Source organism: Nitratireductor lacus, assembly GCF_056431025.1.
In genome coordinates this window covers 1-23,315 of record NZ_JBWKMB010000015.1, presented here as the reverse complement: position 1 = coordinate 23,315, position 23,315 = coordinate 1, and the positions used below count along the sequence as shown (strand labels likewise).

General features: G+C 61.1%; 22 protein-coding genes. 10 read left to right on the top strand and 12 right to left on the bottom strand.

The features are described 5' to 3' along the window. Positions 1–4 precede the first annotated feature (4 nt). The 4 genes from AC07E3_RS13935 to AC07E3_RS13920 form a co-directional block, all read right to left on the bottom strand. Positions 5–1,057 (bottom strand): TRAP transporter substrate-binding protein, encoded by a 1,053-nt coding sequence (locus AC07E3_RS13935; RefSeq protein ID WP_025030459.1) that lies wholly within the window; start codon positions 1,055–1,057, stop codon positions 5–7. A gap of 93 nt (positions 1,058–1,150) precedes the next feature. Next, positions 1,151–2,473, bottom strand: a complete 1,323-nt coding sequence (locus AC07E3_RS13930; protein ID WP_336069032.1) for a TRAP transporter large permease — start codon at positions 2,471–2,473, stop codon at positions 1,151–1,153. Continuing rightward, a complete protein-coding gene (locus tag AC07E3_RS13925) occupies positions 2,470–2,979 on the bottom strand; it encodes a TRAP transporter small permease subunit (RefSeq protein WP_478362701.1) in 510 nt (169 codons plus the stop codon). The genes AC07E3_RS13930 and AC07E3_RS13925 overlap by 4 nt, the downstream gene beginning before the upstream one ends. 65 nt (positions 2,980–3,044) lie before the next feature. Then, on the bottom strand, positions 3,045–3,845 hold the full coding sequence (locus tag AC07E3_RS13920; protein ID WP_478362699.1) for an N-formylglutamate amidohydrolase: 801 nt from the start codon (positions 3,843–3,845) through the stop codon (positions 3,045–3,047). A gap of 152 nt (positions 3,846–3,997) precedes the next feature. On the opposite strand from AC07E3_RS13920, the gene AC07E3_RS13915 reads away from it, so the two are divergent. Continuing rightward, the gene (locus AC07E3_RS13915) at positions 3,998–4,849 is read left to right on the top strand and encodes a MurR/RpiR family transcriptional regulator (RefSeq protein ID WP_223006258.1); all 852 of its coding nucleotides are present in this window, start codon (positions 3,998–4,000) and stop codon (positions 4,847–4,849) included. Positions 4,850–4,906: 57 nt separating this feature from the next. Here AC07E3_RS13915 and AC07E3_RS13910 read toward each other — a convergent pair whose 3' ends face one another. The 7 genes from AC07E3_RS13910 to AC07E3_RS13880 form a co-directional block, all read right to left on the bottom strand. Then, positions 4,907–5,671 carry an isocitrate lyase/PEP mutase family protein gene (locus AC07E3_RS13910; RefSeq protein ID WP_478362697.1) on the bottom strand — a complete coding sequence of 255 codons (765 nt, stop codon included), beginning with the start codon at positions 5,669–5,671 and terminating at the stop codon, positions 4,907–4,909. A gap of 211 nt (positions 5,672–5,882) precedes the next feature. Next, entirely contained in the window at positions 5,883–6,563 is a 681-nt protein-coding gene (locus AC07E3_RS13905; protein ID WP_478362695.1) for a GntR family transcriptional regulator, read from the bottom strand. Positions 6,564–6,765: 202 nt separating this feature from the next. After that, positions 6,766–7,776 carry an ABC transporter ATP-binding protein gene (locus AC07E3_RS13900; protein WP_478362693.1) on the bottom strand — a complete coding sequence of 337 codons (1,011 nt, stop codon included), beginning with the start codon at positions 7,774–7,776 and terminating at the stop codon, positions 6,766–6,768. 9 nt (positions 7,777–7,785) lie between these two features. After that, on the bottom strand, positions 7,786–8,850 hold the full coding sequence (locus AC07E3_RS13895; protein WP_478362691.1) for a Gfo/Idh/MocA family protein: 1,065 nt from the start codon (positions 8,848–8,850) through the stop codon (positions 7,786–7,788). Further along, on the bottom strand, positions 8,847–9,686 hold the full coding sequence (locus AC07E3_RS13890) for a carbohydrate ABC transporter permease (RefSeq protein WP_478362689.1): 840 nt from the start codon (positions 9,684–9,686) through the stop codon (positions 8,847–8,849). Before AC07E3_RS13890 ends, AC07E3_RS13895 begins: the two co-directional genes overlap by 4 nt. Before the next feature lie 16 nt (positions 9,687–9,702). Beyond that, positions 9,703–10,626, bottom strand: coding sequence for a carbohydrate ABC transporter permease (locus AC07E3_RS13885; RefSeq protein ID WP_478362687.1), 924 nt, complete (start codon positions 10,624–10,626; stop codon positions 9,703–9,705). A 68-nt stretch (positions 10,627–10,694) separates the two neighbouring features. Next, entirely contained in the window at positions 10,695–11,951 is a 1,257-nt protein-coding gene (locus AC07E3_RS13880) for an ABC transporter substrate-binding protein (protein WP_478362685.1), read from the bottom strand. 402 nt (positions 11,952–12,353) lie between these two features. Here AC07E3_RS13880 and AC07E3_RS13875 point away from each other — a divergent pair, with 402 nt between their 5' ends. The 6 genes from AC07E3_RS13875 to AC07E3_RS13850 all read left to right on the top strand — a co-directional run bounded on the left by AC07E3_RS13875 (position 12,354) and on the right by AC07E3_RS13850 (position 19,390). Then, complete coding sequence (locus AC07E3_RS13875) at positions 12,354–13,247, top strand: glucosamine kinase nucleotide-binding domain-containing protein (protein WP_478362683.1); 894 nt, start codon at positions 12,354–12,356, stop codon at positions 13,245–13,247. Next, positions 13,244–14,002, top strand: coding sequence for a GntR family transcriptional regulator (locus AC07E3_RS13870; RefSeq protein ID WP_336069056.1), 759 nt, complete (start codon positions 13,244–13,246; stop codon positions 14,000–14,002). Before AC07E3_RS13875 ends, AC07E3_RS13870 begins: the two co-directional genes overlap by 4 nt. 26 nt (positions 14,003–14,028) lie before the next feature. Continuing rightward, a complete protein-coding gene (nagA, locus tag AC07E3_RS13865; RefSeq protein ID WP_478362681.1) occupies positions 14,029–15,189 on the top strand; it encodes an N-acetylglucosamine-6-phosphate deacetylase in 1,161 nt (386 codons plus the stop codon). Between the two features lie 84 nt (positions 15,190–15,273). Further along, a complete protein-coding gene (locus AC07E3_RS13860) occupies positions 15,274–17,520 on the top strand; it encodes a heavy metal translocating P-type ATPase (RefSeq protein ID WP_478362679.1) in 2,247 nt (748 codons plus the stop codon). A gap of 581 nt (positions 17,521–18,101) precedes the next feature. Next, positions 18,102–19,010, top strand: a complete 909-nt coding sequence (locus tag AC07E3_RS13855; protein WP_478362677.1) for a LysR family transcriptional regulator — start codon at positions 18,102–18,104, stop codon at positions 19,008–19,010. Between the two features lie 122 nt (positions 19,011–19,132). Further along, positions 19,133–19,390, top strand: coding sequence for a hypothetical protein (locus AC07E3_RS13850; RefSeq protein WP_223006248.1), 258 nt, complete (start codon positions 19,133–19,135; stop codon positions 19,388–19,390). 50 nt (positions 19,391–19,440) lie between these two features. Here the strand turns inward: AC07E3_RS13850 and AC07E3_RS13845 are convergent, their stop codons facing one another. Further along, on the bottom strand, positions 19,441–20,229 hold the full coding sequence (locus AC07E3_RS13845) for an IclR family transcriptional regulator domain-containing protein (RefSeq protein WP_336069066.1): 789 nt from the start codon (positions 20,227–20,229) through the stop codon (positions 19,441–19,443). A gap of 56 nt (positions 20,230–20,285) precedes the next feature. Here AC07E3_RS13845 and AC07E3_RS13840 point away from each other — a divergent pair, with 56 nt between their 5' ends. The 3 genes from AC07E3_RS13840 to pcaF all read left to right on the top strand — a co-directional run bounded on the left by AC07E3_RS13840 (position 20,286) and on the right by pcaF (position 23,192). Then, positions 20,286–21,143, top strand: a complete 858-nt coding sequence (locus AC07E3_RS13840; protein WP_478362673.1) for a CoA transferase subunit A — start codon at positions 20,286–20,288, stop codon at positions 21,141–21,143. After that, positions 21,140–21,916: a CoA-transferase subunit beta gene (locus tag AC07E3_RS13835; protein ID WP_478362671.1), complete on the top strand. Its 777-nt coding sequence runs from the start codon at positions 21,140–21,142 to the stop codon at positions 21,914–21,916. Before AC07E3_RS13840 ends, AC07E3_RS13835 begins: the two co-directional genes overlap by 4 nt. Before the next feature lie 70 nt (positions 21,917–21,986). Further along, the gene (gene pcaF / locus AC07E3_RS13830; protein WP_478362669.1) at positions 21,987–23,192 is read left to right on the top strand and encodes a 3-oxoadipyl-CoA thiolase; all 1,206 of its coding nucleotides are present in this window, start codon (positions 21,987–21,989) and stop codon (positions 23,190–23,192) included. Positions 23,193–23,315: the final 123 nt, after the last annotated feature.

Sequence of the window (23,315 nt, the reverse complement as noted above, 5' to 3'; positions counted from 1 at the left end):
CGGATCAGCCGTAGCGATAGGGCGGACCGGCTTTCTGCATGAGGGAACGGTAGTTGCGCAGGATCTGAACCACGCGCTCCTTGCGGCCGCCTTCGGCAGCGATCTCATCCCAGAATTTTTCCGCTTCGGCTTCCACGGTCGCCCATTCCGCGTCGGGGATGGTGGTGAGTTCCATCTTGCCGCCATTGACGCGCAGGTCCGCCTCGCCGGCCCAGTACCAGTGCAGGCGGTAGTAGTGCGAGGAGTCCATCGCCAGCCGGAAGAGCTGTTTGAGATGATCCGGCACCTCGTTCCAGCGGTCGGAGTTGGCAAAGAAGGAGCCAACCCAGGCACCGCAGATATTGTTGGTGAGCAGATAGGGCGTCACGTCAGCCCAGCCCACCGTGTAATCCTCCGTGATGCCCGACCAGGCGATGCCGTCGAGCTCGCCCGTCTGCACGGCCACTTCCACGTCTTCCCATGGAAGCGTGACGGGAACGACACCGAAGCGGGAAAGGAACTTGCCGGCTGTCGGGAAGGTGAAGACACGCTTGCCCTTCAGGTCTTCAAGGCTCTTGATGGGTTCCTTGGTGTTGAAGTGGCAGGGGTCCCATGACCCCGCCGAAAGCCATGTCACACCTTCGACCTCGCCATAGGCTTCTTCCCATATCTCGGCCAGGCCATGCTTGTAGAAGAGCGCCTGCACATCGAGCGAATAGCGCGTGGCAAAGGGGAAATAGCCGCCGAAGACCGACACATCGACCGGCGCTGCCATGGAATCGTCGTCCGACTGCACGGCGTCGATCGTGCCGTTCTGCATGGCGCGGAAAAGCTCACCCGTCGGTACGAGCTGGTCGGCATAGTAGAGCTCGATTTCCATCTCGCCATTGGCTGCCTTGTTGAAGGCGTCGATGGCCGGTTTGACGACATGTTCGGCAAGGGCGGCGCCGGCATAGGTCTGCAGCCGCCAGCGGATCGGGCTTTGCGCATGAACATAGGGCGTTGCAAGGGCCGTGGTCCCGGCTGCTGCCGCCGATGCCATGCCCGCTTTCTTGAGAAAGTCGCGTCTGTTTTGCATCTTCGTTCACTCCTCTGGTTGTTGTCCCGGTCGTTGTTGCCGGGCATTGCCGCAGGCTTTTCTTGTCGTCACCTCCTTGGTTTCATGGCTGTTTCATCGCGAATATACGTGTTGCGGGAGCCATAGCGCGATCTGGGGGAAAGCCATGACGATGATCAGTGCGAACACCATCACTGCCACGAAGGGCACAATGGATCGGTATATGTCTCCGAGCTTGATTTCCGGCGGCGCCATGGCCCGCATCAGGAACAGATTGTAGCCGAAGGGCGGGGTCATGTAGGCGATCTGGCAGGTGATCGTGTAGAGCACGCCGTACCAGATAAGGTCGAAACCGAGCAGCTTGACGAGTGGCACGTAGAGCGGCGCGACGATGACCAGCATCGCCGTATCGTCCAGGAACATGCCCATGATGAGATAGGAAAGCTGCATCAGGATCAGCACTTCCCAGGGGGAAAGTCCGAGCTGATCGAGGAAGAAACCCTCGATGGCCCTGACCGCACCCAGCCCGTCGAACACCGCGCCGAAGCAGAGCGCGGCCAGGATGATCCACATAAACATGCACGAGACGGAAAGCGTCTTGCGCACCGTGTCGTGGATCACCTTCAACGTGAGCCGGCCACGGATAGCGGCGGCGGCGGTTGCCGAAACCGCGCCGATGGCAGAGCTTTCGACAAGGCTGGTGACGCCCATGACGAAAAGCCCGGTCATCAGGAAGAAGATCATGAAGGGCAGAATGCCGGCCGACAGGAGCTTGAGCTTTTCCGACATCGGGATGCGGCGCTCTTCGGCAGGAAGCACAGGCCCGAGATTGGGCTGCAGCCAGCACCGGATCGCGATGTAGAGAATGAAAAGCCCGGCCATGAGCAGGCCCGGAAACACGCCTGCAAGCCAGAGCTGGCCGACCGGCTGGCGCGCGATCATGGCGTAGAGCACCAGCACCACGCTGGGCGGCACGAGGATGCCGAGCGATGAACCTGCCTGGATGACGCCGGTCACCATGATCTTGTCGTAGCCGCGTCTGAGCAGTTCCGGCAGCGCGATTGTCGCGCCGATGGCCATGCCGGCGACGGAGAGGCCGTTCATGGCGGAAATAACCACCATGAGCGCGATCGTTCCGATGGCAAGCCCGCCGCGCACCGGGCCGAACCACACATGGAACATCTTGTAGAGATCGTCGGCAATACCCGATTCCGACAGCATGTAACCCATGTAGATGAAGAGCGGCAGCGTCAGCAGCGCGTACCATTTCATCAGTTTCATGGCGGCGGAAAAGGCGATCTCGGAGCCACCCGTGCCCCAAAGCAGCAGCGCGAAGGCCACCGCAATGAAACCGATGGCGCCAAACACGCGCTGGCCTGTCAGGAGGAGGCCCATCATGCCGCTGAACATGAGGATCGCGGTCAATTCGTAGCTCATGGCAGCTCCTCCCCGCGCACCCGCGCAATGTCCCTGAAGAGCTGGGCAACGGCCTGAAGCAGCGTCAGGGCGATGCCGATGCACATGATGATCTTGATGGGTGCCATGTAGGGTGACCAGGCCGAATAGCTCGTCTCGCTATATTGGAGTGCATAGGAGGTGGAGGAAAAACCGCCATAGAGCAGAAGCGAGAGATAGAAGATCAGGAACAGAACGGTGATGGAATCGACAAGCGCCTTCGTGCGGGGCGACCAGCGTGCATAGATCAGATCCATGCGCACGTGCGCGTCGTTCTGCAATGCCCAGCCGCCGCCGACCATGTAATAGGCAACCATGGCGAACTGTGCCATTTCCAGTGTCCACAGAGGCGGAATGGCCACGGTCTTCATGATCGACGAATAGAGCAATATGCCGATCATCAGGAAGATCATATACATGACCACCAGGCCGACATAATGGTTTGTTCGATCGATCAGGCGCACATAGCGCCTTATGGCGTTCGGCATCGCTTCCCGTCTCCCATTTTTGTTCCCCTGTTTTCCCGCTCTGGTTCTGCGCCGGCCTTTTCTTGTCAGGCTTGTTCCGGTCCGGCTGCGTGTATGTCGATGTGAAAGCGCTGCAGCGCTGCTTCAAGCAGTCTTGCCGTGCGCCCGGCCCATTCGTCCTGCCCCGGTTCGGTGTCGATCAGGTCGCTGCAGTATTCGATCATGACGTTGAGCAGACCGTGCTGAACGGCATGAAGGCGCAGCGTGTGCGTGACGCCGTCATCGGGCCCATAGGGATAATTGCGCATCGCGTTGGTGATGCCCTCATTTTCGGCAAGCTGCAGCATGGCGTCCGCCAGCCGCCGGTCGCGATCGTGCAGAAGGCCGATTGCGCGATGGCGGGCAATGCCGAAATAGACCCGTGTGAAAGAGTGGATCGTGACGATAACCGGCTGATTCAGCGGACCGGTGCGCGCTGCGACAAGGTCCGCGAGCGCCTGGCGAAAGGGTTCGTAGATTTCCGCGATACGCTGTTGCCGCGCTTCGTCCGGCAGATTGCGATTGCCGGGAATCGCATGGACTTCGCTCATCTCCGGAATGGCATCCGGCGCCTCTGGCGGTCGATTGCAATCGTAGACAAGGCGCGAGAAACGCTGGTGGATGAGCGGAGCGTCGAGTAGGGCCGAGAGTTTTTGTGCCGTCGCCAGCGCGCCGATGTCCCAGGCGGCATGACTTGTCAGCGTGTCCGGCTTCGCACCGAGTGTCGAAAGCGAACGGGGAATGATGCGCGATGCGTGTTCGCATACCAGAATGACGGGCGATTGCCCGTCGATGCGTTCGATCTGGAACGGCTCTCCATCGGATGGAACAAGCAGCGCGCTGGCCATCAAACCTCCCTGTAGATCTGCTTGCCCCTTTGATTTTCCGGGTGAAACGTCACCATGCAGCAGATTTGTAATAATGATTAGCATTGCCGCGATTTTGTCAATCGTGTAATTTTTATTACGGACCGAAATCCGGAGTGGTTGGAGAGACGCGTTTGGGCACGAAAGAGCAGGTTCACGGGGCACTCGGTCAGATGACCGATGCCGAGCGCAAGGTGGCACATACGTTTCTTGCCAATTATCCAAGCAGTGGCCTGTCGACCGTTGCCGAATTTGCCGGCCGTGCCGGCACCAGTGCCCCAACCGTTCTGCGTTTCGTGTCGCGGCTGGGCTTTTCCGGGTATCCGGAATTTCAGCGGGCGCTGCGCGCCGAAATCCAGGCAGAACTGCTTTCTCCGCTTGAGAAGGGGGATAGCTCGGCGGCGCGCAGCCTGGATGGTTCTGCGCTCGGCGCTTATTTTTCGCGCGCAACCGCCAACATTCAGGCGACCCTCGAGGCCATACCCGAAAGCGAGTTCGAGGCGGCCTGCGCGCTGCTCTCCGATCCGAAGGCCTCCTGCTACACGCTCGGAGGGCGTTTCAGCGATGCCATCGCGCGCTACATGGCGGCGCATCTGCGGATTGTGCGGCCCAATGTGCGCCGATTTCAGGACCAGACCTCCACATGGGATGATCAGTTGCTTGATGTTAAGGCGGGCGATGTGGTGGTGCTCTTCGATATTCGCCGCTACCAGCGCGACCTTGTCCATCTGAGCGAGCTTCTGTGCGAGCGCAAGGCACGTATCGTATTGATCACCGATAGCTGGCTGTCACCGATCTCACGCTACGCCAAGGTGGTTCTGCCTTGCGCCATCGATTCGGGACGCACCTGGGATTCCGGTGTGGTGCTGATGGCGCTCGTGGAGGCGATTGTTGATCGTGTGACGCACAGGGACTGGGATTCCGCGCGTGGCCGTATCCAGGCGCTGGAGCACATCCACTGGAACAAGCCGCCTGCCGCCGACTGACCGGTCTGGACCTTCTGGTACCACCAGGCGCCAGAGCGCCCGGTGCAAACCCGTCCGCTATCCGTAAATCCCGCTCGCCGCCTCTTTGAGCCACGCCATGGCTGCGCGGTAGGGGGCGGGACCGTGGCTGATGCGGGCAACGCCGAGCCGCCCGAGTGTCGCGGCATCCGGCGCAGTCTTCATGGCCATGATGTTGACGGGCAGGCTGGAAGCGCCGCAAAGGTCTTCGATCAGAGCTTCATCCACCAGTGCGGGGGCAAAGAAGCCGCTGGCACCGGCATCGGCAAAGGCCCTGGCGCGCTCCTTCGCCTCGGCGAGCAGCGCTGGATGCCGGCCACGGTCGCTTTCCTTGAGGAACAGATCGGTGCGGGCATTGATGAAGAGCGGTATCCCCCGCTTCTCCGCCATGGCGCGGATGGCAGAGATGCGTTTCGCCTGATCGGCAATCGCGTGCAGACCGTCGCCACCGACGATCTGATCTTCGAAATTGATGCCCACCGCGCCTGCGTCGAGAATGCGTGAGACATTGTCAGCCGCACCTTTCGGGTCCGTGGCATAGGCGCCTTCGAAATCCACCGAGAGGGGCAGGTTCACCGTTTCCACGATGCGCCCGGCCACCTGGGCGAGATACGCTAGCGGGATTTTCTCGCCGTCGCCATAGCCATGGGCCGCAGCGACCGACCAGCTTCCCGTGGCCAGAGCCTGCGCGCCCGCGCTCGCCACCGCTGCTGCCGAACCTGCATCCCAGATGTTGTAGAGAACGAGGGGGTCTCCCTTCACATGCAGGGCGTGGAAGGTGCTGGCCTTGTCATTCTGGTTCATGGCAAATCTCCGGCTGGTGCGGTTCACCGTTTCACGGAAATGTCGCTCCGTTCGATCTGTCTGTTTTTCCGCATTTGTGCGGATGTCAGGTGCCTCCACCTGATTGCAAAATGCTCTGGCAGAATGGATTTGTCGTCAGTTTTTCACGTTCCAGCTCCGGGCGCTTGCTCCAGAGCGCTCTTCGGCGCGGGCCAGTCAAAAAAATGCGACTTCAGTCGCAAAGAGGGCGAAGCAGGGTCTGTGTGGATTTGATGTCCTCGCTGATTGCCTGGCGCACACCGGCTCCGTCGCGTCGGCGTAACGCTGCGATCGCATCGTGATGATGGCGGGTGTATGTTTCGCCCTCGCGCGAGCGCAGCGTAGGCTCCAGATGGCGCGTCAGCATGCGCATGTAGGGGCCGAAGCGCAGCCAGAGCGACTCGGCCAGTTGCAACAGCACTTCAGAACCGGAGCCCTGATAAAGGGTGAAGTGAAACTCCTGGTTCTTCACCAGCATGGTGTAGATGCTCTCTTCGTGACTGGAGGTTTCGTGTGCCTTCACCAGGTCCTCAAGCGCGTTGATATCCGCGTCGCCGGTGGTGGGGACGGCGAGCTCTGCAGCGAGACCTTCGATGGCAATGCGTGCGCGACACAGGTCGTCGAGCCGCGCCTTGCTGATGGCGGGAACGCGGGCAGACCCGTTCGGCGCAATTTCAAGCGCGTTTTCAGCCGCCAGCCGACGCAGAGCTTCGCGCACCGGCATGTGGCTGGTGCCGAAGGAGTCGGCGAGCGAAGCTATGGTCAGCGTCTGGCCCGGGTCAAAGCGACCGACCATGAGTGCATGACGAAGCTGCTGGTACACACCATCCTGTATGGTGACGCGCCTGGATACTGGAACGAATTCACTTTCCATTGCCGAGCCACCCCTGGTCCATCTCGCCGTCACCGGCACAGCTTCCGTGCGTACCGTTAACGATCGACTAAGCGCGCTTTTCTTGGGATGCAAGGTTTTCAGGCGAGGAGAAGCTTTATGTCACATGATTCCGTTACAAAATGGCACAGTGTTGCATAGAGGCAGCGGTCCGGGTCGCTGGCTGAAATCTCAATCCGGCGTGTCAGGCTGTCCGGGGGATAGCCTTGCCCTGATCATCGAACCGGAACACCCGGGTTTCATCGAACTTTGCGTATAACTCACTGTCGATCTCAAACTGGTGTTCGCCGAACAGGCGTGCGCACAGAAGGCCCGCATCGCCGCAGTCGAGATAGAGGTTCGTGTCCGCGCCCAGATGCTCGATGTGGGATACGCGCCCCTTGATGTCGCCGTTGGCGGGAACGATCGAGATGTGCTCCGGGCGGATGCCAATGGTCTTTGCGTCTTCGCGGCCGAGCAGCCCGGCGTCAATGAAGTTCATTTGCGGAGAGCCGATGAAGCCGGCGACGAAAAGATTGGCCGGGTCGTTGTAGAGCTCCATCGGGGTACCGACCTGCTCGATCCTGCCGCCATTCAGAACCACGATGCGGTCAGCGAGTGTCATGGCTTCGGTCTGATCATGGGTAACGTAGACCATGGTCGCCCCCAGCTCGCGGTGGAGGCGCGCAATCTCAAGACGCGTGTTGACGCGTAGCGCAGCATCCAGATTGGAGAGCGGTTCGTCGAACAGGAAGAGCTTGGGCTTGCGAACCACGGCGCGACCGATCGCGACGCGCTGGCGCTGGCCGCCTGAAAGTTCGGCCGGCCGGCGGTCGAGATAGGGCTCGAGCGACAGCATTTTCGAGGCAAAATCCACCCGCTCGGCAATGTGCGCGGCAGGATGCTTTGCCTGTTTCAGGCCGAGGCTCATATTGTCGCGTACGGTGAGGTGCGGATAGAGCGCATAGGTCTGGAACACCATGGCGATGCCGCGCCTGGAGGGGGGCGTTGAGCTCACATCGGCGCTGTCGATGGCAATGCTGCCGCCACTGGCGTCTTCCAGGCCGGCGATGATGCGCAGAAGGGTGGATTTTCCGCAGCCCGATGGGCCGACAAAGATGACGAGTTCGCCGTCTTCAACCTCCAGATCCACGCCTTTGATGACGTCGACCTGGCCGAACGACTTGGTGATGTTCTTGAGTGCGAGTGAGCCCACGGTTTCGTCCTACAGTTCTATTTCCTTGCCGCTTCGCACACTTTCGTCGGCGGCGAGGCAGATGTTGAGGGATTGCACGGCATCGTTCATGTGCCGTGTGAGATCGAGGTCTTCGCGAATGGCCTTCAGAACGAAGGCCTGTTCGCGGTCGCACAGCTCTTGGTGCCCCGGCTCGCCTTCCATCGAGAGGAGCGTATCCTCATTGGCGAACCGGCCCCCGGCGTCGGTCTCGGCCCGGTGGATACGGATGCGTGAGGTCTGCGTGTGCGCGTCGATATCGTCCGACTTCGCGCCGTCGTCCATCACGATGGAAACGGAACCCTTCGGCGAGACGATGTCTTTTACGAAGAAGGCGGTCTCCGACATCATCGGACCCCAGCCGGCTTCGTACCAGCCGACCGAGCCATCTTCGAACATGACCTGGAAATGCCCGTAATTGTACATGTCCGGAGCGATCTCGTCTGAGAGCCGAACGCCCATGCCGCGAACCTTCACCGGTCTGGCGTCGGTGATCTGGCACATCACGTCCACATAGTGAACACCGCAGTCCACGATAGGGGGCGTCGTCTGCATCAATTGCCTGTGTGTCAGCCAGGTGGGGCCGGAGGACTGCTGGTTCAGGTTCAGCCGGAAGACATAGGGTCCGCCAAGCTGGCGCGCTTCCTCGATCAGCTTCACCCAGGAGGGGTGGTGGCGCAGGATGTAGCCCACCACGAGCTTGCGATTGTGCGTTTTCGCCGTCTCCACGACGCGCCGTGCATCGGCGACAGTCGTCGCCAGAGGCTTCTCAACGAAGACATGTGCGCCCGCTTCCATAGCCGCGATGGCATAGGGCGCATGGCTGTCCGAATAGGTGTTGATCGAGGCCAGGTCCGGTTTTGTCTCGGTCAGTGCTTCGTCGAAGCTGGTGAAATGCGGATAGTCTTTCAGTGCATCCGGCAGATCCGGCTTCGAGCGCGAGACGAGGCCGACAATCTCGAAGCCGGGATTGGCGTGATAGGCGAGCGCATGGCTCATGCCCATATTGCCGAGCCCGGCGACCAGCACCCGCACCGGGGTCTCCTGCGCACTCATTTCACGGCTCCAGAAGTGATGCCGCGGATCAGCTGGCGCGAGAAGATCAGATAGAGGATCAGCACCGGCAGGATGGCGAGCGACAGGGCCGCCAGAACCGCGTTCCAGTTGGTGACGAACTGGCCGATGAAGACTTGCGCGCCGAGCGTGATGGTCTTCGTTGCCTCGGCCGGCGCCAGGATCAGCGGGAACCAGAGATCGTTCCAGATCGGGATCATCGTGAAGACCGCAACGGTGGCCATGGCCGGCCGCACCAGCGGCAGGACGAGGCGGAAGAAGATGCGGTATTCGCTGAGCCCGTCGATGCGGCCGGCGTTCTTCAGGTCATCGGAGACCTGCCGCATGAACTCCGACAGAATGAAGACAGCGAGCGGCAGGCCCTGCGCCGTGTAGACGAGGATCAGCGAGGTGAGCGTGTTGACGAGGCCGGAGGCGGCCATCATCTGCAGGATCGCCACCGTGCCGAGCCGGATCGGGATCATGATGCCGAGCGCCAGGTAAAGGCCCATCAGAGAATTGCCCTTGAAGCGGTATTCGGCAAGCGCGAAGGCAGCCATTGCGCCGAACAGAAGCACCATGAACAGCGACACGACGGTGACCACGAAGCTGTTCTGGAAATAGAGCAGAAAATCGCCCTGTTTCAGAACCGTTTCGAAGCCGACCAGGCTGAAGGTTTCCGCATTGGGAAGCTCCAGTGGCGTGCGGAAGATCGCCTTGCGCGACTTGAAGGCATTGATGACGATCACGAACACCGGAAAGAGCGCGATGATCGTGTAGGTCGCCAGCACCGCGTGGGCGGCGATGGAGCGGGCAGGGGAGTGTCTGGCTGTGCTCATGGTTTCTGCCTCCTGCTCAGAACTGGTAGCGGCGCAGCCGCCGCTGGATGCCGAAGAGGTAGATCGACACGCCGATGAGAATGATGGCGAACATGGCTGTTGCGATGGCCGCGCCCAGGTTCGGATCGCCGAGCTGAAGCTGGAAGCCGAAGAAGGTGCGGAACATGAAAGTGCCGAGAATATCGGTCGAGAAATCCGGTCCCGCCAGCGCGCCCTGCGTGGCGTAGATCAGGTCGAAGGCGTTGAAATTGCCGACAAAGGTCAGGATCGAGATGATGCCGATGGCGGGCAGGATCAGTGGCAGCTTGACCTTCCAGAACTGCGACATGCCGGTGATGCCGTCGCACTCAGCGGCTTCGAGAAGCTCGTCGGGAATGGAAAGAAGCGCAGCATAGATCAGCATCATCGGAATGCCGACGAACTGCCAGACAGAAATCAGCGCCAGCGTGGTCAATGCATAGGCTTCCTTGCCAAGCCACGGCTGGAACAGGCTTTTGAGGCCAACGAGATCAAGCAGGTTGGGCGCCACGCCCCAAAGCGGACTTAGGATCAGCTTCCAGGCAAAGCCTGCAATCACGAAGGAGAGGATCGTCGGAATGAAGATGGCCGTGCGATAGAAGGAACGCAGTCTCAATCGCGGGCTCGACAGAAGGGCCGCAAGTAGAATGCCGATCGGGTTCTGCACGATCATGTGCACGATGAAGAACCAGGTGTTGTTCCTGAGTGCGTTCCAGAACTGATCCGACCATTGCGGATCGCCGAACAGGGCCCGGAAGTTCTGAAGGCCGACAAAGACCTGGCTGTTCTCCACCTCGCTATAGAGGGCGAGCTGGAGTGTGCTGAACAGCGGAATGATCATGATCGCCGTATAGATCAGCACGGCGGGCGCCAGAAACACGGCAATGTGCCAGCGTCGGGGCTTCTTTGTCGCTTGGGCCATGGAGCGTCTCTCTATGGTGCCGGGCCCGCATATGGGGCGGACCCGGCTTCCTGTTCAGGGATCAGGATTTACTGCTGGGGCTCGTACCAGCCGGCCAGACCGTCCTGAAGCTGCTTTGCACCGTCTTCCGGCGTCTGTGCGCCGCGCAGGACATTGGCCGAGACATTCCACATCTCGTTCCACAGGTTCGGCGTGCCGCGCGAGAGGATCTGGTGCGCGGGGCGGATGGTAGACTTGCAGTTTTCACGCCAGGAGACGAATTCCCTGGCGAGCGGGTCTTCCATCTCGACGGTCTCGTTGGAAAGCGAGAAGAAGCCCGGCAGCGAGTTGGCGTAGAGCGAAGCGAATTCGGCCGAGCCGACCCAGTTCAGGAAGGTGCGGGCGGCTTCCGCATTCTCCGTCTTGGCGTTCATGCCGATACCGATATCCGTGTGATCGGAAATGTAGCATTCGTCGCCTGCATTCTGCACCGGAGGGGGGAATGCGCCCAGCTTGAAGTCCGCCTGGTCGTTGAAGATGGCGATTTCCCAGGAGCCGGCCGGGAAGATCGCGGCGCGGCCGAGCGTGAAAAGGTTCTGGCTGTCGGGATAGGCCTGTGCCTCAAAGCCGTCGCCCAGATACGGAGCCCATTTGGCGATCTCGCCGAGTGGCTTGACCCACTGCTCATCCGTAAGCTTCTGTTCGCCGCTGATCAGCGCCAGACGGCCTTCTTCGCCTTTCCAGTAGTTCGGACCGATATTGGTGTAGCCCATTGTGGCGGCTTCCCACTGGTCCTTGGCACCCATGGCCATGGGAATGTAGGTGCCGTCTTCCTTGATCTTTTCGAGGACCGCGTAGAACTCCTCATTGGTCTTCGGCGGCTCGATGCCGAGCTCTTCGAAGGCGTCGGCATTGTAGATGAAGCCGTGGATCACGGATGCCATGGGCACGCAGAACGTCGCAGAACCATCATCCGTGCTCCACGCGGCCTTTGCCACGTCGGAGAAGTTCGACATGTTCTCGAGATCCTTGAGATCCGTCAGGTGGCCCTTTTCATAAAGGCTGAGCGAGGCGTCGAACGGGCGGCAGGTGATGAGGTCGCCGGCCGTGCCTGCATCGAGCTTGGAGTTGAGAACCGCATTGTACTCGGTCGGAGCGCTCGGCGCGAAGGTCACCTTGATGCCGGGGTGCTTGGCTTCGAAGGCTGGGATGAGCTTTTCCTGCCAGATTGTCAGGTCGTCATTGCGCCAGCTTTCGATGGTGAGTTCGGCATCCTGCGCCATCGCCGTGTCGGTCGCACCCAGCATGGTCGCGGCAAGCAATGCCAGTCTGGTGGATTTCATCATGATCTTCTCCCTGTTGTGCCCGGGAGGTGTCTCCGTGGCCTGACGCGCAAGCCTGGAGCGCGCCCCGGGGCGCTGCTGAATTTCCCATGGAGGTAATTCGATGTGTTTCGTGAGCCCCACGAAGCGTTGTCAGCGTTTCCGGATTGCCCTGCGCGGCTGGGAACGTTCTTCTGTGTCCCTTGTACGCGCGGCTCCCCGGACCCCTCTGCCTCCTCCAATGCGGAAATTAAAGGCCAAAAAGATACCATTTGTCCAGCCTGATTTCACCACTTTCGGGGCAAATTCCTGAGAGCTGCGCTAAATATTATTTTTTATCAAATAGTTATGCCGATTTCTGGGGTTGATGATTTTTTATTGTTCCCTGGAGGTATCTTTTTGGTATTATTGGGTGGAGGAGCAATCATGAGCGAATACGTCATAGCGATAGATGGTGGAGGAACCAGTTGCAGGGCGGCGTTGGCTGACCGTCACGGCCGGGTTGTCGGGCGCGGCAAGCGCGGCTCCGCCAACATCTTCACCACATCGGATGCAATCGGCAAAAACATTGTTGCAGCCGCTGGCGAAGCCCTGAAGGACGCGGGGGTTGATGCCGCCAGGCTGTCGGAAATTCCCGCCTTTCTCGGCCTTGCGGGGATCAATGTTGGCGAGCGCCAGCAGGAACTCGCAAAAGCACTCCCCTTCGCAGATACCCGCTTCGTTCATGACGGTCTGATTGCTCTTCAGGGCGCACTGGGCGACGAGGATGGCGTGATGGCCATACTCGGTACCGGCTCGGTGTATGTGTCGCGTTCAAATGGCGCGCTGCGCAATGTGGGTGGCTGGGGATTTGCCATTGGCGATCAGGCGAGCGGCGCCGTAATTGGCCGGGCATTGCTGCAGCAGACCCTGCTCGCCCATGACGGTATTCGTGAGCACACGCCGCTAAGCCGTGCGGTCATGGCGCGGTTTGACGATGATCCCGAGGCGATGGTGGAATTTGCCCAGCAGAGCGCACGGCCCGCCGACTATGGTGCCTTCGCGCCGTTGATCTTCGAACACGACGGCAAGGGCGATCTCATCGCCAGAGATATCCTGCTCGATGCCGTGCGCGACATCACCATGGCGCTGGACACTGTGGTTTTTAAGGGGTGTGACAGGCTTTGCCTTCTTGGTGGGCTGGCGCAGGAATATGCCAGGCGGCTTGCGCCGCGACACCGGGCGATTCTTAAAGAGCCGCAGGGAGATGCCCTTTCAGGCGCGGTTCAGCTCGCGCTGCGCGCGTTTGCGCATGAAATGGCGGGGGAGGAGCGACGATGACCGCGCCGGGCCTCTTTACCGCAGATAGGGTCGCGGCCATGGGGTCCGGGCCGCTCTATCTGCGCTTGCGTCGTCTGCTGGAAGACGCGATTGCCGGCGGTGTTCTGGGTGAAGGGGAGGCCCTTCCGACTGAGCGCGACATTGCCGAACTGACGGAACTAAGCCGTGTCACCGTGCGCCGTGCGGTGGACGATCTTGTAAAGCAGGGGCGGCTTATCCGCCGTCACGGTTCGGGAACGTTCGTGGCGCCTTCGGTTTCGCGCGTCGAACAATCGCTGTCACTTCTGACCTCGTTCACCGAGGATATGGCCCGACGGGGTCTCACGTCGCGTTCGGAATGGCTGGAGCGCATTGTCGCTGCCCCGTCACCGGACGAGATGATGGTGCTGGGCCTTTCGGTGGGGGATACGGTTTCGAGGCTTGAGCGTCTGCGGATTGCTGACGATGTGCCCATGGCCATCGAGCGGGCTTCAATCATCGGCAGCTTCCTGCCCGACCCGGCCTCGGTGACGGATTCTCTCTATGATGCCCTCGACAGGCGTTCGGCCCGGCCCTGCCGTGCCACGCAGCGCATCTCGGCCCGCAATGTGGACGAGCGTGAAGCTTCGCTCCTCAAGGTCGCTTCCGGGGAGGCTGCTCTCTACATCGAACGTGTTTCCTATCTGCCCAATGGGCGGGTAATCGAATTCACCCGCTCGGTCTATCGCGGTGATGCCTATGATTTCGTTGCCGAGCTGAAAATTCCCGAACGCTGACAGACTCTCAAACACCGGAACGCACCATGTCTTCTTTTGCCCTCGCCGGCGCGCGTATTTTTGACGGTCAGACCTGGCTGGACAATCATGTACTGACTGTCGAGAACGGAAAGATCGCCGGGCTCGAAGCGCGCGGAAAAATGGCTCGCGATCTTCCAGTGCGCGAAGCGGGCGGCGCCATGATCGTGCCGGGGTTCATAGACCTTCAGGTGAATGGCGGCGGCGGTGTGATGTTCGACGGTGACTGTGGCGTCGAGGGTCTTGAGAGAATCTGCCGGGCGCACGCAATGTTCGGCACCACCGGTCTTTTGCCCACTCTCATTACCGACACGCGCGAATCGACTGCGACTTCGGTTGCCGCCGGGCAGGAAGCTGCGCGTGCGGGGATGCCTGGCTTTCTCGGCCTGCACCTTGAGGGCCCGCATCTTTCCATCGAGCGCAAGGGCGCACACGATCCGGCTCTGATCCGCCCGATGGAGGACGCGGACCTTGCCGCCCTGATCGAGGCGCATGGCGGTCTCCCGGCGTTGATGGTGACGCTTGCTCCGGAAAACGTAACGGTAGATCAGGTGCGCGCGCTCGTTGATGGCGGGGTGAAGGTCAGCCTTGGTCATACGAACACGACCTGCCATACCGCGCTCGCCTATGCGGAGGCTGGCGCGTCGCTTGTTACGCACCTTTTTAATGCGATGAGCCCGCTGGGACACCGTGAGCCGGGTGTCGTGGGGGCGGCGCTTGATAGCGGACAGCTCTGGGTGGGTATTATTGCCGACGGTGTTCATGTCGATCCGGTGGCGATTGGGGTTGCATTGCGGGCCAAGAGTGGCCCGGCGCGCATTTTTGCCGTGACGGATGCCATGTCGACCATCGGAACGGACATGAAGTCGTTCGAGTTGAACGGGCGGACCATCAGGCGGGAGAACGGACGCCTGACGCTGGAGGATGGGACACTGGCCGGTGCGGATATCGATATGATCTCCACCGTGGCTTACCTCCACCGTACTGTCGGTCTGTCACTGGGCGAAGCGTTGCGCATGGTGAGCCTCTATCCTGCACAGGCCGTCGGGCTGGATCACGCCAAGGGGTGTCTGGCGGCGGGCATGGACGCCGATTTTGTCGTGCTCGATGACGATCTGGGGGTCGTTTCGACCTGGATCGGCGGCGAAGTGGTGTATTCGTCTGTCTAACCAAAAACATCTTTTTCCCTCTTGAAGCTCTAGTGACTAGAGGTCCTATCTTGCGGTCGTTGATAGACTGCAAGGAGAATCATCGTGTCCTTGAAACAGGATGATCGCGCCGCAAACACCCATTCCTGGACCGTGGGCGGCATGGATTGCGCAAGTTGCGCGAACAAGATCCGGACAGCGCTTGAGCGCCTGCCCGGTGTGAGCGACGTGAGGGTTTCGGTTATGTCCGAAACGCTGGCGCTGGCGCTCGATGAGGGCAGGACCGAACGCGGAAAAGTTGAGCGGACGGTCGAGAAGCTCGGCTATACGGTTTCCACGCGGCAGAATCCCGGCGCGTCCGACAGCGACGGCCCCACTGCGGGTGCGTGCTGTGGCGGTCATGGGAGCCGGCAGGATCACGATGCAACACCGTCCGATCCGGGGCATGGTGCAGCCGGTCACGTTCATGGTGCGGACGATGGTGGCAAGAGCTGGTACCGGACCGGAAAGGGACGTCTCGTCATCTTCACCGGCCTTTTGCTGGCGGCTGCGTGGGGAGCGGAGTTCGTGCTGCCGGGTGAACTGGGCATGTGGGCATTTGTGGCGGCCTGTCTGATCGGCGTCGCGCCGGTCGCGCGCCGGGCTTTCGCCGCTCTGCGTGCCGGTATGCCCTTTACAATCGAAATGCTGATGACGGTGGCGGCGGCCGGCGCGCTCTTTATCGGTGCGGCCGAGGAAGCCGCGCTGGTGGTTTTCCTCTTTGCCGTCGGCGAGCTTCTGGAGGGTGTGGCTGCAAACCGTGCGCGGGCGGGTATCCGGGCGCTGGGGGACCTGGTTCCCAAGACGGCGCGGCTCGAGGAAAACGGCAAGACCCGGAAGGTGCAGGCGTCGGAACTCGCCATCGGACAGATTGTCGTTGTGCGCCCGGGTGACCGGATACCCGCTGATGGCGCGATCGTCGACGGGATGGCCGGTATTGATGAGGCCCCCGTGACGGGTGAATCCGTGCCAAAAACAAAAGGTGAAGGCGACGAGGTCTTTGCCGGATCGATCAGCACCGACGCGGCGATCAAGGTGCGTGTAACGCGCGCGCCAGAAGACAACACCATCGCGCGCATCATCCGCCTTGTCGAAGAGGCGCAGGAGGCGCGTGCGCCCACCGAGCGCTTTATCGACCGGTTCAGCCGCTATTATATGCCCGCAATCGTGGCCCTCGCCATTCTGGTTGCAATCGTGCCGCCACTGGCTGCAGGTGCAGCCTGGGATGTCTGGGTATACCGCGCGCTGGCGCTGCTTTTGATCGGGTGTCCGTGTGCGCTGGTGATCTCCGTACCGGCTTCCATCGCTTCCTCCCTTTCGGCGGGTGCGCGCCGCGGCCTGCTGTTGAAAGGCGGTGCGGTGATCGAGGCCGCCGCGCGGGTCAATCTGGTGACGTTCGACAAGACTGGCACGCTGACGGTCGGCCGCCCGGTGGTTACGGATGTGTGGTCGCCTGAGGGGGATGAAAAGGCGGTGTTGGCGCTGGCTGCCGGTGTCGAAGCCGGTTCAAGTCATCCCCTGGCGGAGGCGGTGCTCGCCCATGCCGAAGGGCAGGGCATAGCTTTCGAGGCGGGGCGCGATGCGCGTGCCATCCCCGGTCGGGGTGTGGAGGCGCAGCTTGGCGGGGTGACCGTATTTGTCGGCTCGCCACGGTATGCCGAAGAGCGGGGAGCGATGACCCCGGACGCGAAAGCGCGCATTGAAGCGCTCGAAGCAGAGGGGAAGACTGTCGCGGCTGTCTTCCGGGCCAGTGCGCTTTCCGGCGTGATCGCCCTGCGCGACGAACCCCGAGGGGATGCTGCTGCTGCAATGCGTGATCTCAGGGAACTTGGCGTGCGCTCGGTGATGCTCACCGGAGACAATGCCCGTACCGCCGAAGCCATCGCAGGGAGCCTGTCGATGGAATACCGTGCCGAACTTCTGCCTGACGACAAAGTGTCTGCCATTCGCGAACTGACTGCCGGGCATACGGTGATGATGATCGGCGACGGGATCAACGATGCACCGGCGCTGGCCACGGCCGATGTGGGGGTGGCGATGGGGTCAGGCACCGACGTGGCGCTGGAGTCAGCAGACGGGGCGCTGTTGCGCAATCGTGTGGGCGATGTGGCGGGACTGCTGCGTCTGGCGCGGGCGACGATGGCCAATATCCGCCAGAACATCACGATCGCCCTCGGTCTAAAGGCCGTGTTCCTGGTCACAACGGTGCTTGGTATCACGGGGTTGTGGATCGCCATCCTTGCCGACACTGGCGCTACGGTGCTTGTGACGCTGAACGCGTTGCGACTTCTCGGTTTTCGCCTGGAGCGCTGACCCGCGCGATACAGTTACACCCTCGGAGCACATGGACGCCGGCCCTTCGGGTCGGCGTTTTACATGGTTGTATACGTATATAGATACGCTGATTTTATCGAAAAATCCGTATTCCCTGTTTGCTCGCATGTTGGCGAGATATTATAATATCTATTTGAAAAATATGGATAATTCTCGAAAATCAGACGAGATTATGCGCGTAAGGTGAGAAGATATCCACATAATCTACTATAGGTTGTATATGTAATCAGAATCCGCTATCGTTCATGCATTGTATGGATCAGAGGGGGGCGTGAGGGTTGTGGGGGAACGTGTGTTTCAGCGGACAGGTGTTTAGCGCCGCAGAGGTCGCGATCCGACGCCATTAAGGCTTCGGAAGCGATGAGTTGGCGTCGCATTGGCAGCGCGTTGCGCGGCTGATGCATGGCGGTGCCGAAAGTGCCGCAAAGCTGCATGGCGCGAATGAAACGCGTTGTGCGGGCAGACGGTTATTGCCGTCTTTCAAAAGTGTTGCGTGCCGCGTTCGCGGCGGCGTCCTTCGGGTCAGATTTCCACCTCTTATCAAGCGAGGCGTAGAGCATATGGGCATGCACAAACAGGATGGACTTTCATTTGCAACTTTGCGGGCCGCAGAAGCGGTCATCGACACACGCAGCCTGACCGGCGCGGCGCAGAAGCTGGGCATCAGCCAGCCGGCGGTCAGTATGCATCTGGGGCGTCTGGAGCGGGCAATCGGGACGCCGCTCATCAAGAAACTCGGCAACCGGATTATCGTCAAGGAAGAGATCTCGGGGCTGATACGGCAGATGCTCGACCTGGAACGCCGCCTTCGTACAGTCGGTTACGAGAAAAACGTTTCCAAACTCAAAGTCGGGATCTGCACCTATACGGCCCCGCTTCTTCTGGGCGGTCTTGGGCGTCTGGGCAAAATCAGGGAGACCGTAAGCTGGCGCATCTCTGATTCAAGACGGCTGGAGGAGATGTACGACCTTGGGCAGGTGGATGCGGCCTTCCGCGCGCTTTATCCCAATGAAATGGGGCCTGATCTGATCTGCGATCACAACATGCGATGGATGGGTTCGCGTGAGTTCGGTGAGCAGATTAAGCGTAGCTCGACGACGATACCCGTGGTTCTGGCCAATCCGCAGTCTCCGCTCGGGATAGTGGCGAGAGAGTGGCTTCGCCAGCGCAATGTATCCTACGAGGTGATTGGTGAAGTGGACGATATCACCAGTGCCATGAAGCTCGTGGTCGGCGGCGTCGCCGCTTCTCCGTTGCCTGGTTTCGTCTTCGAAGGCAATTCTTCATCGCTGGAAGATTGCATTGAGATTATCCCTGGCGGTCTTGATATCCGCTACGGCATGTTCTTCGATGACAAGCGCTTCAATCTGCGGCTGGCGATGGATATTTTCGAGCTTCTGCAAGGCGAGCTGCGCCGTCTTACGCCGCCAGCCGCCGCCTATCCGGGCCACAGCCTGGCCCGTCAATAAACCCCCGCTCAGACCTGACGCCGCGCAGCTCGCTGCGCGGCGTGGTTATGCCTAGAAACTGTCGTCAAAATTTCACCCAGCCGCCGCTTTGCCGTCAGGTTCGGCGCGCAAGATTCCAGACCATGAGCAGATCGATCCACAACGCCCGTTCGGACGCGCAGACCGATGCGCAAATCGAGGCTCTCCTGTCGCCACAGGATGAGGTTTCCATCGTCGATTCACTTTTTGCAATGTCGAAAGGGCATGCGGCCCCGGGGACACGCGACGTGCTTGAACGCGTTCTCGAAGCGCGGCTGGAAGCCCGCCTTGCGCGCCGCATGCGCCAGACCATCGAAAAATCTCCCGATCATCCAACCGGATCATCAAGGAGTGCGGCATGACACGCCACGCTCTTCCCTTGAAAGATGTCTCTACTGTTGACGGCAAGGGGCTATTGCAGTGCGAGAAAGTCCTCGATTTCCCGCGCACCCGTCTGGAGAAGAGGCAGGATTGTCTGCTCCATCTCGGCGCAAGTGAAGCGCGCCGACTGGGTGGAGACATTGAGCGCGGCCGCGATGCGTCCCGTCTTGTTGCGAATGGGCACCGCAATCGACCGCAGGCCGAGTTCCAGTTCCTGGTCGACAATCGCGTAGCCGCGCGCGCCGGCCAGCATCACGGCTTCGGTGATCCGGGCCCGGTCCGTCATCGTTCTTTCGGTCTTGGCGCTGATCGCCGTCTGCGCGAGAAAACGGGTGAGTTCGGACGCGTCCAGATCTGACAGAAGAACCCGGCCCATCGACGTGCAGTAGGCAGGCAGACGCGTGCCGACATTGAGCGCCACCGAAACGATGCGCCGGCCGGCCACCCGCGCCACATAGACCACTTCTTCTCCCTCAAGGACGGCCGCGGAGCAGGATTCGCCGAGGGTTTCCGAGATGCGGCGCATGATTGGCTCGGCATAATGCCAGAGCGCGGCGCCGCCCATCCAGGTCCGTGCCAGCCCGAGCAGTCTGGCGGACAGCAAAAAACGACGTTCTTCCTGGCGCGCATAGCCACTGGCCACCAGGGTGAGCAGCAGGCGCCGTGCACCTGCACGCGTCAACCCGGCTTCGCTTGCCACCTCCGTCAGCGTCATGCCGTCCGGCGCATTGGCCAGAATTTCCACAACGCCAAGCCCCTTCTGCAATGATCCGACGATGTCGCGGGTCTCACTGTTGTTTGACTTGATTTCATTCTCCATTTAAGAAGTATCGCATGTAAAACTTATGTTCGCAATGCGAACTTTCGAGGAAGGCCATGGCGCGTTTTGTTCCGCTGTCGCAAGCGGTCGCGGAGAATCTCTGCAATGGCGACAGCGTCGCTTTCGAGGGGTTCACGCACCTCATCCCCACCGCCGCCGCCCATGAGGCGATCCGCCAGGGTTTCCGTGATCTCACGCTGATCCGCATGACCCCCGATGTGGTCTATGACCAGATGATCGGCATGGGCCTCGCCCGCAAACTGGTCTTTTCCTATGCCGGCAATCCGGGGGTGGGGCTTCTGCGCCGCCTGCGCGATGCGGTGGAAAACGGCTTCCCGCACAAGCTCGAGATCGAGGAACATTCGCACGCCGCCATGGCCAACGCCTATGAGGCGGGCGCGGCCGGGCTTCCCTGTGCGATCTTCCGTGGCTATCGCGGCGCGGAGCTTGCCCGCGTGAACCCGAACATCAAGTTCATCGAGTGCCCCTTCACGGGCGAGAGCCTGGCCGCAGTGCCGGCGCTTCGGCCCGATGTCGTCTTCATTCATGCGCAGAAGGCGGACCGGAAGGGCAATGTTCTGGTCGAGGGCATTGTCGGCATTCAGAAAGAGGCGGTGCTTGCAGCGAAACGCGCTGTCGTGACCGTCGAAGAAGTCGTCGACGATTTCTCCGACCTGCACCCCAATCTGACCATTCTGCCCCACTGGACGGTGACCGACATCGCCGTGGTGCCGGGTGGCGCGCATCCCTCCTACACGCATGGCTATTACGCGCGTGACAACGCCGAATATCTGAAATGGGACAAGATCGCCGCAGACCGCGAGCTGTTCTGCGACTGGATGCAGAAGAATGTGCTTGATGCGACGCCCGAGGATTTCGCAGGCCGCGTCGAGAAGCTGAGGGACGCAGGATGAGCAAGCCCGAATTCACTCCCAATGAAATGATGACGATTGCCGCCTCGCGCGCGCTGAAGAATGACGATGTGTGTTTCGTCGGCATCGGCGCGCCCTCGGCTGCCTGCAACATCGCGCGCCTGACGCATGCGCCCGACATCACGCTGATCTATGAATCCGGCACCATCGGCACCGCGCCGGATGTGCTGCCGCTCTCGATTGGCGATGGCGAGCTGTGCGACACCGCGCTGACCACGGTGCCGGTGCCGGAAATGTTCCGCTACTGGCTGCAGGGCGGGCGCATCACCATCGGCTTTCTGGGCGCGGCCCAGATCGACAAATACGGCAACATCAACACCACCGTCATCGGCGATTATGACAGCCCGAAGACGCGGCTTCCCGGCGGCGGTGGCGCTCCGGAAATCGCCACCTCCTCGCAGGAGGTCTACATCACGCTCGCCCAGTCGAAGCGGGGCATGGTGGAGAAGATCGACTTCTACACTTCCTTTGGACATGGCGATGGCGGCGACCACCGTCAGAAGCTCGGCATCGACACCAGGGGGCCGACGCTGCTCATCACCGATCTTGCGATCTGGAAGCCCGACCCGGTGACGAAGGAGTTCACCGTCGTGTCGCTGCATCCGGGCGTCACGCGCGATCAGGTGCAGGAGACCTGCGGCTGGACCGTGACGTTTTCAGACGGTGTCGAAGAGACGCCGCCGCCCACCGAACTCGAGCTTGCGACATTGCGCGACTTGAAAGCCCGTACTGAAGCGGCCCATAAGGGCGCATGATCTTTTTGGCCCGCGTGGCGCACGCGGCGGCCGGGCGCTGCCCGGCATTGATGGTTAGGAGACCTCACTCATGGCTGAAGCTTTCATCTGCGATTACATCCGCACGCCGATCGGCCGTTTCGGCGGCGCGCTTTCCTCCGTTCGCGCAGACGATCTGGCAGCCCTGCCCATCAAGGCGCTGATGGAGCGCAACCCGAAGGTCGACTGGGCGGCGCTGGACGATGTGTTCTATGGCTGCGCCAACCAGGCCGGTGAGGACAACCGCAACGTGGCGCGCATGGCCGTGCTTCTTGCGGGCCTGCCCATTGAGGTGCCGGGCTCCACGGTGAACCGCCTGTGCGGTTCGGGCATGGATGCGATCACCATTGCCGCGCGCGCCATCAAGGCGGGCGAGGCGGAGATCATGATCGCCGGCGGCGTGGAATCCATGAGCCGCGCCCCCTTCGTCATGCCGAAGGCCGAAACGGCCTTCTCGCGTCATGCGGAAATCTACGACACCACGATTGGCTGGCGCTTCGTCAACAGGGTGCTCAAGAAACAGTATGGCATCGATTCCATGCCGGAGACGGGCGAGAACGTGGCGGCGGATTTCTCCGTCAGCCGCGCCGATCAGGACGCCTTTGCCGTGCGCAGCCAGAACAAGGCTGTCGCAGCACAGGAGAACGGGCGTCTCGCAAAGGAAATCATCCCTGTCACCATTCCCCAGCGCAAGGGCGACCCGGTGGTGGTCGACAAGGACGAGCATCCGCGTCCGGGCACCACGGTTGAAAAGCTCGGCAAGCTGCCGACGCCTTTCCGCGAGGGCGGCAGCGTGACCGCCGGCAACGCCTCCGGCGTCAACGACGGTGCGGCTGCGCTCATCATCGCTTCGGAAGAAGCGGCGAAGAAATACGGCCTGACGCCGATTGCCCGCATTCTCGGCGGTGCGACGGCTGGCGTTCCGCCGCGCATCATGGGCATCGGCCCGGCTCCGGCGACGCAGCGCCTTTGTGCGCGGCTTGGCCTGAAGCCTTCGGATTTCGACGTGATCGAGCTCAACGAGGCTTTCGCCTCCCAGGGCATCGCCGTTTTGCGCGATCTTGGGATTGCAGAAGATGCGCCGCAGGTGAACCCGAATGGCGGCGCAATCGCGCTTGGCCATCCGCTCGGCATGTCGGGCGCGCGCATTTCTGGCACGGCTGCGCTTGAGTTGCAGGCGGGTGGCGGCAAGCTTGCGCTTGCCACCATGTGCATCGGCGTTGGCCAGGGCATCGCACTGGCGATGGAACGCGTTTAATCACGATGGCGATGGGGCGGGGTAACCCGCCCTCAGACTGCTGACAAACCCCTGGCATTTGCCGGGGGTTTTTGATTCACTGGGTCATGTTGAAGACACCGGCCCCCGAACAGACAGCGCTCG